Origin of the sequence: Salinivibrio sp. IB872 (genome assembly GCF_001995345.1) — a bacterium.
GTDB classification, from domain to species: domain Bacteria; phylum Pseudomonadota; class Gammaproteobacteria; order Enterobacterales; family Vibrionaceae; genus Salinivibrio; species Salinivibrio proteolyticus.
Map to the genome: position 1 here is coordinate 92,058 of NZ_MUFO01000001.1, position 12,227 is coordinate 104,284.

At 50.9% G+C, this 12,227-nt stretch carries 13 protein-coding genes; 11 read left to right on the plus strand and 2 right to left on the minus strand.

Going from position 1 to position 12,227, the window contains the following annotated elements:
• The first annotated feature begins 18 nt into the window (after positions 1 to 18).
• The 6 genes from BZJ18_RS00365 (at position 19) to BZJ18_RS00390 (ending at position 5,506) form a co-directional block, all read left to right on the plus strand.
• Entirely contained in the window at positions 19 to 1,572 is a 1,554-nt protein-coding gene (locus tag BZJ18_RS00365) for a methyl-accepting chemotaxis protein (protein ID WP_158011234.1), read from the plus strand.
• A 16-nt stretch (positions 1,573 to 1,588) separates the two neighbouring features.
• Complete coding sequence (locus BZJ18_RS00370) at positions 1,589 to 2,335, plus strand: SDR family oxidoreductase (protein ID WP_069586721.1); 747 nt, start codon at positions 1,589 to 1,591, stop codon at positions 2,333 to 2,335.
• Between the two features lie 72 nt (positions 2,336 to 2,407).
• Complete coding sequence (locus BZJ18_RS00375) at positions 2,408 to 3,004, plus strand: DedA family protein (protein WP_077454885.1); 597 nt, start codon at positions 2,408 to 2,410, stop codon at positions 3,002 to 3,004.
• Complete coding sequence (locus BZJ18_RS00380) at positions 2,991 to 4,103, plus strand: hypothetical protein (protein ID WP_077454886.1); 1,113 nt, start codon at positions 2,991 to 2,993, stop codon at positions 4,101 to 4,103. Before BZJ18_RS00375 ends, BZJ18_RS00380 begins: the two co-directional genes overlap by 14 nt.
• A gap of 90 nt (positions 4,104 to 4,193) precedes the next feature.
• On the plus strand, positions 4,194 to 4,742 hold the full coding sequence (locus tag BZJ18_RS00385) for a hypothetical protein (RefSeq protein ID WP_077454887.1): 549 nt from the start codon (positions 4,194 to 4,196) through the stop codon (positions 4,740 to 4,742).
• A complete protein-coding gene (locus BZJ18_RS00390; protein ID WP_077454888.1) occupies positions 4,730 to 5,506 on the plus strand; it encodes an NRDE family protein in 777 nt (258 codons plus the stop codon). The genes BZJ18_RS00385 and BZJ18_RS00390 overlap by 13 nt, the downstream gene beginning before the upstream one ends.
• Here the strand turns inward: BZJ18_RS00390 and BZJ18_RS00395 are convergent.
• Complete coding sequence (locus BZJ18_RS00395; protein WP_077454889.1) at positions 5,474 to 5,983, minus strand: outer membrane beta-barrel protein; 510 nt, start codon at positions 5,981 to 5,983, stop codon at positions 5,474 to 5,476. The two genes, BZJ18_RS00390 and BZJ18_RS00395, sit on opposite strands and share 33 nt — an antisense overlap.
• Before the next feature lie 224 nt (positions 5,984 to 6,207).
• On the opposite strand from BZJ18_RS00395, the gene BZJ18_RS00400 reads away from it, so the two are divergent.
• From BZJ18_RS00400 to BZJ18_RS00415, 4 genes are all read left to right on the plus strand, one after another.
• On the plus strand, positions 6,208 to 6,795 hold the full coding sequence (locus BZJ18_RS00400; RefSeq protein ID WP_069586715.1) for a nucleoside triphosphate pyrophosphohydrolase family protein: 588 nt from the start codon (positions 6,208 to 6,210) through the stop codon (positions 6,793 to 6,795).
• Between the two features lie 324 nt (positions 6,796 to 7,119).
• Positions 7,120 to 7,893 (plus strand): enoyl-ACP reductase FabI, encoded by a 774-nt coding sequence (gene fabI / locus BZJ18_RS00405; RefSeq protein ID WP_077454890.1) that lies wholly within the window; start codon positions 7,120 to 7,122, stop codon positions 7,891 to 7,893.
• 46 nt (positions 7,894 to 7,939) lie between these two features.
• A complete protein-coding gene (locus BZJ18_RS00410; protein WP_077454891.1) occupies positions 7,940 to 9,358 on the plus strand; it encodes a bifunctional enoyl-CoA hydratase/phosphate acetyltransferase in 1,419 nt (472 codons plus the stop codon).
• Between the two features lie 8 nt (positions 9,359 to 9,366).
• On the plus strand, positions 9,367 to 10,575 hold the full coding sequence (locus tag BZJ18_RS00415) for an acetate/propionate family kinase (protein ID WP_077454892.1): 1,209 nt from the start codon (positions 9,367 to 9,369) through the stop codon (positions 10,573 to 10,575).
• On the opposite strand, the gene BZJ18_RS00420 is transcribed toward BZJ18_RS00415, so the two are convergent.
• Positions 10,565 to 11,317, minus strand: a complete 753-nt coding sequence (locus tag BZJ18_RS00420; protein ID WP_077454893.1) for a substrate-binding periplasmic protein — start codon at positions 11,315 to 11,317, stop codon at positions 10,565 to 10,567. The genes BZJ18_RS00415 and BZJ18_RS00420 overlap by 11 nt on opposite strands.
• Positions 11,318 to 11,530: 213 nt before the next feature.
• Here BZJ18_RS00420 and BZJ18_RS00425 point away from each other — a divergent pair, with 213 nt between their 5' ends.
• A complete protein-coding gene (locus BZJ18_RS00425; protein ID WP_077454983.1) occupies positions 11,531 to 12,220 on the plus strand; it encodes a hypothetical protein in 690 nt (229 codons plus the stop codon).
• Positions 12,221 to 12,227: the final 7 nt, after the last annotated feature.

Genomic DNA, 12,227 nt, shown 5'->3' on the forward strand with positions numbered 1-12,227 from the left:
ATAAAGATGATCGTCCCGATGGCAATGATAACGGTGATCATTGCGTTTGGACTCTGGCTCACAGCGCCAATCTCCACCGCAATGATGCTCGTTGCCTTGGGGTTACAAACATTACTCAGCATGCTGGTGGTTTGGTTGGAAAGACGGCATGGCCAAAAGGCAACGGATAAGGAGAATGAGCCTGAAACGCATGCCTTACCGGTGGAAACCGTCGGACGTTTAGCCAATCGTGCCACGACCAATGCGATGGCAGCGGCGGAAGTGTCGCATTCGGTTGATATTCTCAATACCCACCTCGCGGAGCAGTACGCGGCTGTGGTGGAAATTACTGATACAGCACAGCATATCGAGCAAACCTTAGCACAAAATTGCCAAGCGCAAACCGATGCGGTGGAACAAGTTAGCGCAATGCGTGAGCAAAGCTTGCAGGGATACCATCAGTTGAGCGCGTCGATTGATGAAATGCGCCAAATCAACCAAAAAACAGCGACCACACTTACTCGCATTCAAGCGTTAGATGCCAACGTGAATAAGGTCAGTGATGTCGCCAACGTTATTGATGCAATTGCAGAGCAGACCAATCTGTTGGCGCTCAATGCAGCCATTGAAGCCGCACGTGCCGGCGAGCAGGGGCGAGGCTTTGCCGTAGTTGCCGATGAGGTCCGCCAGCTTGCGCAACGAACCTCTGAAAGTACTACAGAAGTGGCGAGTATCATTCGTCAGATCATGACAGAATCTGGTGAGGTGATGGAGTATATTCAAGCGCTCTCGACAGATGTGGATACCGGAACCAATAATGTCGAAAAGGTGGGTCAGCTATTACAGCAGCTTTCTAGCAGTGCCGATACTGTAGAAGAGGCGGTGAAACAAATTGCTGAGGGATCGAGCGCTAACAGTGCTAGCTTAGAGCAAATCGCTGCATCACTCACGCAAGTGCGAAGCGGATTGGAGAGCAGTGATCAGCAAGTGAGTGCATTGACCAAAGAAGCGGAGAGCTTAATGGATACTGCCGAGATGACCAATGCAGTATTTGCAGAATTATCGGATGCCAGCCCTCACCAGCGTTTCTTCGCTGCCGCCTGTGCATGTCGTGATCGTATTCAAGAGGCCTTTGAGGAGGCGGTTCGCAGTGGCACGATTAGCCAATCCGATCTGTTCGACCGTCAGTATCAACCCATTGCCAATACGGATCCGCAAAAATATACCACGCGTTTTGATGCCTTTTGTGATCGCCTCTTACCCCCCATTCAAGAGCCGATTTTAGAGCAAGATGACCACATTGTTTATGTGATTGCGAATGATACCAATGGCTATGTACCTACACATAATCAGCGATTTTGTCAGCCTCTTACCGGTGATTATGCGCAAGATATCGCCGGTAACCGTACAAAACGCTTATTTGACGACCGAACAGGTAGGCGTTGTGGGCAACATACTGATACCATGCTGTTGCAGACCTATAAACGTGACACAGGTGAAGTGATGCATGACTTGTCTGTTCCTCTTTTTGTCGGTGGTCGACACTGGGGAGCGGTGAGAATGGGGTATCATCCGCCTGTGTCTGCGGATTAAGCGAAAAGGAGTAGCAATGAATCCAGTTGCGATTGTAACCGGGGCAAGCGGCGGCATCGGCCGAGAGACCGCAAAGTTGTTAGCACAGCGTGGCTATGCCATCTGTATTAACTATCTAAGCAACAGTGAATCCGCATTTGAGTTGGTTGATGAACTCCAAGCCATTGGTGTAAACGCAATTGCGGTTCAAGCCGATGTCTCGACCGAGGAAGGCGTAACACGTTTGTTCAGCGAAGCGGATAACCGCTTAGGTAATGTCACAGCGCTGGTCAATAACGCGGGTATTATGCAGCCTCAGTCTTCGGTCAGTGGGATGGATGCGGCGCGCATCAACGCGATGTTTCAGGCCAACGTGACCAGTGCGTTTTTGTGTTGCCGTGAAGCCGTCTTACGTATGTCGCAATCGCGTGGCGGACGTGGCGGGGCGATTGTTAATGTATCGTCTGCTGCGGTAAAAACTGGCTCGCCAAACGAGTATGTTGATTACGCGGCGACGAAAGCTGCACTCGATACGTTAACCATTGGCTTGGCGAAAGAAGTTGGACGCGAAGGTATTCGTGTTAATGCTGTGCGCCCGGGCCCGATTGATACCAATATGCATGCCGCCGGCGGTGAGCCTGATCGCGTCGCCCGCGTCGCGGACAACATTCCATTGGGGCGAGGGGGCTCAACATTGGAAGTGGCCGAGATGATCGCTTGGCTGTTGTCGGACAGCGCCTCATACTCAACTGGCAGCCTCTTTGATGTTGCAGGCGGTATGTAGTCACGTTTTTCTAATCATTTGTCGGCGAGCGTGGCTGTCTGCTGTCTATGTTTAATAGAGAGGAGTTCGCCGATGATCGAGAGTTTGATACCCAGTTTGGCGACATGGTCGCCGCTGGGTTTATTTTTTCTTATTATTGCCACGTCATACTTACTAGAAGACGCTGCTATCGCGTTGGCGGCATATATTGCGGTACAGAGCTTGCTGCCGTGGCCGTCTGCGTTATTGGCAATCTTTATTGGCATTGCCAGCGGTGATATGGCTTTGTACTTACTGGGTCTTTATGCGCGGCGGTATCGAGGTTTACGGGCTCGCTTACTGACGCAAAAAGGGGTAAGAAAAGCGCGCCATGCACTCCGCCGTCAACTGTTCCTCAACTTATTCCTAATCCGCTTTATCCCAGGTTTACGGACCGTCGCTTATAGCCTCAGTGGTTTCCTCTCCATTTCGGTAGTGATATTTGCCCTCGCGGTTGGTGTGGCGACAGCGTGCTGGACCGGATTGATCTTCTGGGGAGCGTTTGAGATTGAGCATAATCCTTGGTTGGCAGAGCGGCAGCTGACTGGCTGGGCGTTTTTAGGCGCAGTCGTTGGACTGGTGCTGGTGAACCGATTTTTACGCCGCAGAGCATTGCCAAAATTAACAAAGAGGCAGTATGACCAAGTCTAAATCGGTACTGACCGGACAAACGGGTATGCCAGATTATCCTGTTGTACGCACGTCGGGGTGGTTTGAATTCTTACCCGCTTGGGCGTTTTATACCCCTGTCGTCGCGCAATCTATCGTACTTGCTGCTTACTACCGCAGTGTGACTGTCCCTTTATTGGCCAACCCTGGCATTTTTTTATCTGGCATGGTGGGGGAGGCGAAATCAGATATTTTTGCACTCGCAGGGGACGTGGCGCACCAATACATCGCCCCTTATGTGTGTTGGCAGAAACCTGAAGGTGTGGATTCAACAAGTCTGTCGTTACTGCAGCACAAGCTCGCGCAACAAGCGATTAGTTTTCCATTGGTTGCTAAACCGGATAAAGGATGCCGAGGCGCCGGTGTGCAATACATCGATAGTGAGCGCAAACTGCACCGTTACATTGAGGCCTTCCCGACCCACCGTAAGATTATTTTTCAAGCGCTTGCCCCTTATCCTGCCGAGGCGGGGATCTTTTATCTGCGTTATCCCGGTGAGGCGACCGGTGAGATTATCTCTCTGGGGCTAAAGTATTTGCCATCAGTAATAGGCGATGGGGTGTCTACGCTAAAAACGCTGATTGAACAGCATGCTGATATTGGTACACGTGCCCACTTATACCATGCTCGTCATCAACACCGACTCGATACGGTGATCGCAAAGGGAGAGCGGGTGACCTTGGCATTTTCTGGTAGCCACTGTCGAGGTGCGCTATTTAAACAGGGCGCACACTATGTGACACCTGAACTGCAGGCAAAGATGGACGAGATTGCCAACGACATTGATGGTTTTTACTTTGGCCGTTTTGATATCAAGTTTCGTGACATTTCGTCGCTAATGAAAGGAGAGACGTTGTGCATCGTGGAAATCAATGGTGCCAGTAGCGAGCCCGCACATATCTGGGACAGTGACAGCAGTTATTGCGAAGCAGTACGTGCCTTGATGAGCCAGTATCGTCACCTTTACCGGATTGGCGCGGTGTGGCGGCGGCAAGGTTACACACCGCCCTCGTTACGGGTACTACTGAACGCTTGGCGTGAAGAACGACAATGGATGACGCGCTATCCACAAACTGATTAAACGGCATGACTTCTGCTAGGTATGGATGGGATCAGGACAGCGCAGGATGACAGATCCCACTGACTGTCAAACTGTACTAAGGTAATGAGTATGCATTGTTCTCTTAACGAAGAAGATCGCGCCGTGATTCGCGGCAATTTAGACGTGATTGGCCAAGCGCTGAAGCTTCTCGAAAGCCTCTCTGATACCACGTACAGCCAGAAGAAAGCAGATGGCTTTACTAGCACCATCGGTCAGCATATGCGTCATGCGCTTGATGTGTATGTGGCACTCAAGCAAGGGGAAGCCTGTGGTGATATCGATGCCGATAGGCGTCGGCGTGGGCATCTGGTTGAGCACGACCGGCAGATGGCACGCAAAGAGTGGCAATGGCTTGCCGAGTGGCTAGAGTCTCTCTCTCATCAACAACTGCATCGCCCCGTGCATATTTCTACCCAAGTGACCTTATATGCCACCAATACGGTGTGCCTTTCTACCACAGTGATGCGCGAGCTTATTGTGGTAGCCAGTCATGCCACGCATCATTTTGCTATGATCCGCAGTGCCGCCTATGAACTCGGTGAAGTCTTGGATGAACATATTGGTGTCGCGGCGGCGACCGCAAGCTACGAGCGAGATCAGCTTCGATGTGCACGTTAACTTGGCAGGCTTCACAGGATGGGATAGACCTGTTCTTCAATCGTGATGAAGCGCGAGGCCGCAGTCGTGCGTTACCGCCCAAGACCTATCAATTGGATCAGACTCAGGTATTGATGCCTATCGACCCGGACGGTATGGGGACATGGATTGCAGCCAACGAGTTTGGCGTGATTGTCTGTCTACTGAATGATTACCAGCATGCCCAAACGGTTGCGCCACGATTAAGCCGAGGGCAGTTGGTCAAAGCGTTAGCGGTTTGCACCGATCTGGATGACATGGCGAACGCGTTGCCAATCGATGCGTTGCGCGATTTTGCTCCCTTTTTGCTGCTCGGTTTTGCAGTCGATGGCCTATCAGATAAGACACACGGCTCGGAGGTTGTTCCTCGGGCTTGGCGATGGAACGGTCAGACGTTGCGGTGTGTTGACTGTCAGCCACCAGTGGTTTCCTCTGCGATTGATATTGATACCACCACGAACACGCGAACCTACTATTTAAGGCAAATGGGTGGCACAGTACCGACCCGGCAGCAACTGTTGGCGTATCACCGCAGCCATTTGCCCGAGCGCGGTAGTGCGTCAGTGTGCATGCACAGGGAGGATGCCAGCACAGTGAGTTTGACGCATGTACACATCGGCGCCGATGGTATCACCATGTATTACTACGACGGAGCGCCATGCTTGGTCGAGACACCGCAAGCGGCGTATCTACCGCTTGCGAGAAACTATGATTTAAAAGCCAATACTGGTACCGACGGTCACTGAACTGGTTTCAGCATCACCGCGGTCGGCATAGGTCAGTTCGAAGGCTAGCCTTGGCCCGGTGGTGGTATTGAGTTTAACCCCAATCGTTCCGATAGCTCCCCAGCCAATGTCTTTTTCATTGCCAAACTCTGTGCGGTAGTAGTTGGCGCCACCGCGCAAATAGAGGCTACCCATTTCGCCCGGCACAGTAAACTGGAGGGCAACGGGAATATACGATGAGGTTAAGGTGCGCTCAATACCGTTACTGTCTTCAAAATCAGCAGTAGTTTGACCGTATCCGGTATACAAGCTGCTGTAATCCGTCAACCTAAGCGTCCCGTTCGCTTCCCATGTATGGCCGGTTTCTGTCTGTCCTGCATATTTTACGTCGGTGATACTGGCACTCGCACCGACGCTAAGCGGAGAGGTTTGAGCGGTTGCGCTGGTTGCGATCAGCGCGCTTGTGCATAGCACGGCAAGCGGCATCAGTTTTTTCATCGTCAGATCCTTTTAACAGGTTGCAAGCCTAAGCCTGATTGTCACCATTATAAGAAGCTAACGGCAATCGTATCGAAACCTTGAATGAATTTTGTGCGCTAGGTGAGGACGAACGTAAAGTTTCCCATCAAGCGATTTTATCCATCCGCAAGCAGTGCTATTGTATGGCCCCTTGTGTACGGGCATGGCTATCATGCGTATTTGTTTATCAAAGGGTCCGAGAAATGAAATTTGCTGTTCTTGATCAAGCGCTATACGACCACCTTTATCGTGATATCGAAGCGTTTCGTAACACGTTTGATCTTCCTTGTAACGATGCTGCGTCATTGGACGAGAAAGCGGACGATCTGCACACGGCGTTAGCGGTGGAAGAAATGACAGAGCTCGCGGAAGCGGACTCATTGGTTGAACAGGTAGATGCCATTGTTGATAGCGTGTATGTACTGATGGGCCGCGCAGTACAGATGGGCTCACGCGGATACCGTGATCAGTTAGAGGTGAGCTATCTCATTGATATCTTATTGCAAATCGCTAATCGTCTCGGTATTGACTTTGTGACCTGTTGGGATGAAGTGCACAGCAGCAACATGAGTAAGGTATGCCGTAACGAAGGTGAATTTGCAGATACCCAAGCATTTTATGCCAACAAAGGCATTGATGTGGTCGCCAGCCCTAAGGCCGATGGCATTATTGCCAAGTGTGCCAAAGATGTCACGGTCGAAGGTAAATTAATCCGTGAAGGTAAGGTCATGAAGTCGGTTTACTACCGTCCTGCCGATCTCGCGAAATGTGTGATGGCAGAACTAGCCTAAATTCTGTTAAGCACATCGTTATTACGCCATCGCTTTGTCGGTGGCGTTTTTGTATTTAGCCTATTGTGTATCCTTGATCTGACTAGAGCATTGACTCTGCTCTAATACGTGGCCGTTTTGGTTTGTCATCAAAAATTAGCAAAGATGTCTGCCTTTATAGCGTAAATGCGTCTTATTCCCTTCGTGACTTTTGCTACATCCGCTGATTTGGGTCTAAATTGAAAACTTGCGACTGACATAAAATCTTTCGGTCCGTTTAGTGCAATCACTCAATGCAGGGTGTGCACTAAACCAATCTTGCAACACAAAGGTAGGGAGAACACTGTGACCAATCTATTCTCACTTGAAGGTAAAGTCGGCATTGTTGCTGGGCTTGCCAATGAGAACAGTATCGCGTTTGGCTGTGCAAAAGCATTGCAGCAAGCCGGCGCAGAAGTGCTGGTGAGCTATGGTACATCGAAAGCGGAGCGTTTCGTTGAGCCTTTGCGCGGCGAGATGGGGGATCCGGAGTTGATGCTTTGTGACGTTCAAGACGATGCCCAACTCGATGCCTTATTTGAGCGCGCTAAACAAAAATGGGGGCGGATAGATTTTGTGGTTCACTCTATCGCCTTCGCACCGCTCGAGGACTTACATGGTCGTGTGGTGGATTGCTCGCGCGATGGCTTTTTACTAGCGATGGATATTTCTTGTCACTCATTTATTCGGATGGCGAAGCGTGCGGAGCCTTTGATGCCAGAAGGCGGCGCACTCTTTAATATGTCCTACTATGGGGCCGATAAGGCGGTGGATAACTACAACATGATGGGGCCGGTAAAAGCTGCCTTAGAGTCTGCTACCCGCTATTTGGCGGCTGAGTTGGGGCCGCAGGGTATACGTGTCCACGCCATTTCACCGGGGCCGATTCGTACCCGTGCAGCATCTGGACTTAAAGAATTCGAGGCCTTAGCCGTCGACGGTGAAACGCGATCACCATTGCGTCGTTTAGCCACGGTGCAAGATGTAGGGAGTGCGGTGGTTTACCTTACCTCAGATGCGGGACGTGCTTTGACGGGGCTCACCCATTACGTAGACGCGGGACACCACTTACGTTTTTAATTAGCGTTTACGATTTGACTGATTCGATTCATTGAAGGAGTCCACTATGACAGGGACACATAACGAGGAGGTCATCGAGAATAAGACGTACGATGAGATTTCAGTAGGCGATGAAGCCTTTTTAGAAAAGCGCCTGACCATGGAAGACATTAAGCTGTTTGCCATCATGTCAGGGGATGTCAACCCGGCCCATGTGGATGATGATTTTGCCAAAAGTAGCCGTTTCCAAGAGATCATCGCTCATGGGATGTGGGGCGGTGCACTGATCTCAACGGTGCTCGGCACACAGTTGCCGGGGCCGGGGACCGTATATCTTGGCCAAACACTGGCGTTTAAAGCACCAGTGATGCTGGGAGACGTGCTGCGCGTTGCCGTTCGTGTTGATCAAATGGACGATAAACGTCACCACATTGTGTTCGCTTGCCGATGTGAAAACCAACGTGGTGATGTGGTGATTGATGGCGAGGCACGCGTGCTTGCGCCCACAAAGAAGGTCCGGCGCCAGCGAGCTGTGCTCCCCGAAATCCGTTTAACGGAACGCGGACAACTGCATGCTATCTTAACCGCGGCAGATCATCCGGATCCTATGCGCACGGCCGTCGTCCACCCAGTGGACGACAGTGCTATCCGTGGCGCAGTGGCTTCAGCAAAACAGCAATTAATCATTCCTACCTTGGTGGGCCCTCGCGATAAGATCATGGCCGCGGCGGACAAAGCCGAGCTGGATATCAGTGAGTTTGACATTGTCGACGCACCGCACAGCCATGCAGCAGCCGAAAAAGCCGTGGCGATGGCGCGCTCTGGTGAAATTGAAGCCCTAATGAAAGGCGCGTTGCATACTGACGAGTTGCTTCATGAAGTGGTCAAGCGTGAAGGTGGACTGAGAACGGAACGCTGCCTGAGCCATGTGATGGCATTTGATGTGCCGACCTACCCGCGCCCTCTATTTATTACCGATGCGGCGATTAATATTTATCCAGGCCTTGCCCAAAAGCGCGATATTATTCAAAACGCGATTGAGCTAGCCCATGCAATTGGCAACACCAACCCTAAAGTGGCCATTCTCTCAGCGGTTGAAACCATTAACCCGAAAATTAACTCCACCTTGGACGCGGCGGCGCTGTGCAAGATGGCAGAGCGCGGCCAGATTATTGGGGGCGAATTAGACGGGCCGCTGGCGTTTGACAGTGCGGTGTCTGAAGTGTCCCGTGCGACCAAGAATATTCACTCCACCGTGGCGGGCTGTGCCGACATTCTCGTGGCCCCCGACCTCGAAGCGGCCAATATGTTGATGAAACAGCTGAGCTATCTTGCCGATGCTACCGGCGCGGGTGTCGTCGTGGGCGCACGTGTGCCCATTATGCTCACCAGCCGTGCGGATGATGCACTCACCCGAATTGCATCAAGTGCGTTAGCTTTATTACTGGCTGAGCATCAAAGAAAGACATTACAGACCCGAGTCTAGGCGGTGCAATGGGTAAGATATTAGTGATTAATAGTGGCTCATCGAGCTTAAAGTTTGCATTGTTTGATACAGCGGGCCCCGTGGATTCGGGGCCCAGTTCATCGGTTCACGCGTTAGTGAAGGGGCAGTTTTCAGGGCTTGGGACCGATCGCTATGATGTATCCATGACCCGTCATAAGCCGGGAGTCAGTGAGGTCCCCCCGGGCTCTGCGCCGGACCATCATGCTGCCGTCGCGTCGTTACTCATCTGGTTAGAGCGCCAAGGGCTGTTGGACGATATTGTCGCGGTTGGGCATCGTGTCGTGCATGGCGGTCAGCACTTTCATCAAGCGACTCAGCTGGATGAGCAAAAAGTGGCGTTGTTGGAAGCGTTAACGCCGCTTGCACCTTTGCATCAACCTTTTAGTCTTGCCCCGATTAAGATACTCGGCGAGCGATTGCCTGAACTGGTACAGATTGCGTGTTTTGATACAGCGTTTCATGCTCATCAGCCGCTCGAAGCAAAACAATTCGCTTTACCTTACGCGATGTTCGATCGAGGCTTTCAGCGTTACGGCTTTCATGGCCTTTCTTACGACTATATAACGCGGCGTCTGCCAACCATTATCCCTGATTTTAACCATGACGCGCGTGTGGTTGTGGCGCATTTGGGGAATGGTGCAAGCTTATGTGCTATCCAAGCCGGAACTAGCCTTGCTTCTACCATGGGGTTCACAGCGCTGGAAGGCTTACCGATGGGGACACGCTGTGGGTCAATCGATGCGGGCTTGGTGCTGCATTTGATTGCGCAAGAGGGAATGACGACTGACGAGGTAACGACGTTACTCTACAAGGAGTCAGGGCTTCTAGGCTTGTCTGGCATTAGCAGTGATATGCGTGCCTTGCTGAATAGTGACCGACCGAGAGCGCAGCAAGCGGTCACACATTATTGCTATCGCATTGCGCGTGAGATTGGCAGTTTATCGGCAGCGTTAGGTGGGTTGGATCATATTGTCTTTACCGCTGGGATTGGCGAGCACGCCGCGCCAGTACGAGAGCAGGTAGCGTCCCATTGCCAGTGGCTGGGGGTGGATTTAGATGGCGGGGCGAATCAAGCCAACCAATCTTGTATTTCGAGCACCACGAGTCGAGTCGGGGTCTGGGTGATCCCGACCGATGAAGAGCAAGTGATCGCGGAAGACTGCCTCACCATGTATCAAAAGGCGCTCACTCATTAGGACGTAAATAATCACGCATCATCGATTCAATCTGCCCAGAATCCATCATCTGTGCAATTGTGTCACTGAGCTGAGCGACTGCCTCCGCATGGTGAGATTTTTTTGATAGCACGATGTAGGCGTTAATCGGCTCAGAAAAAAGGAGTGGCTGCTTTTCGAGCACGCGATTGGTATCGAGGCGGCTAACCAAGTAATCGAGTTGGTATTCCTCACCGATGACTGCATTGGCGCGTTGATTGATGAGTTGTTTAATCGCAAACAAGGTTTGACTGACAGGACGTATCTGAATGTTTTTATCTTGACTGAACTCGTCTGGGAAATGCGCGCCTCGTTCAATTGTGATGGGCAACGAATACAGCTGTTGTTTAGTCCTGACGGTGTGCATATCACCTTTGTGCGTGTAAATTACGTAATCAAGGTTGGTGCGGTAAGCGGGGGTTAAATAATGCAGATAGCCCTCACGATCCGCCGTTCTGAGCACATTCGTCGCAATATCCGCTTCGCCCTGTTCGAGCAATTTCAGACACCGTTTCCACGAACACTTCAGCACGTTGATCTTAAATCCTGCCTTGTCCGCGAGTGCAGTGATGATCTCGACATCAATACCTTGGTAGGGATAGGTCTGGGTATCTGTCCAAGGCGGCCAGTGTGGGACCGCATAGGTTAGTGTTTTTTCTGTGTTGGCCGCCGCCCCATGTATCAGTTGCATAGCGACGAGGACGGCAAAAAGTAGGTACTTCATCAGGGATACTACGTTTTGATATTTCTATTAGTATAGTCAATGGATGCCTATGTAAAGCCTGCGATAGTTAGTTTTTTTTAGATGATTTAATCATAACAGGGTCTGCAAGACACACCAAAGTGTGACATCGCATACAAGATTTTTTGTTGATGCGCACCGTGTAAAATTAAATCGGTATTCTATCTCCGGACAAAGAACGCAAGGATGTTTTTTATGATGCGCTGGGTATGGATGGGCTTAGTGGTGCTCAGCCTCACTGGGTGTGCGCAAAAACTGGGCAGACCCTTCGATATTAAAAATCTCGCTAAGTCGGACATGGATCTGATCACGGATATCCACATAGCGGAAATTCGCGATCTGACTGAGCAGTTGATTATAAAGCTCTATAAGCGTAATCCGCGAGAGCTTAGAAAAGTACCGGGAATGACGATCGAAAAGCGTGTTGCTCAGCTTATGTCTGAGAAACGTCCCGAAAACGGCTTTCGTGAGCTGGGTGGCATGGATGGGATTGCGCTGTTACCACTGGCGTTTTCTAGCGAGTTTAGAGGCGACCGGGTGTTTGCGTTGATGGCGGGTGTTACCGGCATGATCAGTGCTAGTTACAATCACCAACTAGAATTTTTCTTGCTTGACGATATTGATCAGCAAAAGCTGTACAACTGTGCACGCAATCTCGAAAAAGTGGCTTGGTTATTGAACAACGAGAAAGATGATAACGGCGAGCTGCTTTTACTGAGTAACGGTGTGGGCAAAAATGGTGTGCCTAATTACAGCTATGAGCGCTTGTTTAGTCAGATGATCCTCATTCAGGATATGATGGCGGTGATGGTCGCCGACAGTACCAATCGCCATATCAATCAAGTCGTGCATAGCATGGCATCCATGACTTTCTTCCCGATTTAATGGGATT

Bases quoted from the DNA above. Each gene is read 5' to 3' on its own strand.
- BZJ18_RS00380 (WP_077454886.1), top strand. From the start codon at position 2,991: ATGACCAAGTCTAAATCGGTACTGACCGGACAAACGGGTATGCCAGAT.
- BZJ18_RS00420 (WP_077454893.1), bottom strand. From the start codon at position 11,317: ATGAAGTACCTACTTTTTGCCGTCCTCGTCGCTATGCAACTGATACAT.
- BZJ18_RS00375 (WP_077454885.1), top strand. From the start codon at position 2,408: ATGATCGAGAGTTTGATACCCAGTTTGGCGACATGGTCGCCGCTGGGT.
- BZJ18_RS00385 (WP_077454887.1), top strand. From the start codon at position 4,194: ATGCATTGTTCTCTTAACGAAGAAGATCGCGCCGTGATTCGCGGCAAT.
- BZJ18_RS00400 (WP_069586715.1), top strand. From the start codon at position 6,208: ATGAAATTTGCTGTTCTTGATCAAGCGCTATACGACCACCTTTATCGT.
- BZJ18_RS00365 (WP_158011234.1), top strand. From the start codon at position 19: ATGGCAATGATAACGGTGATCATTGCGTTTGGACTCTGGCTCACAGCG.
- BZJ18_RS00415 (WP_077454892.1), top strand. From the start codon at position 9,367: ATGGGTAAGATATTAGTGATTAATAGTGGCTCATCGAGCTTAAAGTTT.
- BZJ18_RS00390 (WP_077454888.1), top strand. From the start codon at position 4,730: ATGTGCACGTTAACTTGGCAGGCTTCACAGGATGGGATAGACCTGTTC.
- BZJ18_RS00370 (WP_069586721.1), top strand. From the start codon at position 1,589: ATGAATCCAGTTGCGATTGTAACCGGGGCAAGCGGCGGCATCGGCCGA.
- BZJ18_RS00410 (WP_077454891.1), top strand. From the start codon at position 7,940: ATGACAGGGACACATAACGAGGAGGTCATCGAGAATAAGACGTACGAT.
- BZJ18_RS00395 (WP_077454889.1), bottom strand. From the start codon at position 5,983: ATGAAAAAACTGATGCCGCTTGCCGTGCTATGCACAAGCGCGCTGATC.
- BZJ18_RS00425 (WP_077454983.1), top strand. From the start codon at position 11,531: ATGATGCGCTGGGTATGGATGGGCTTAGTGGTGCTCAGCCTCACTGGG.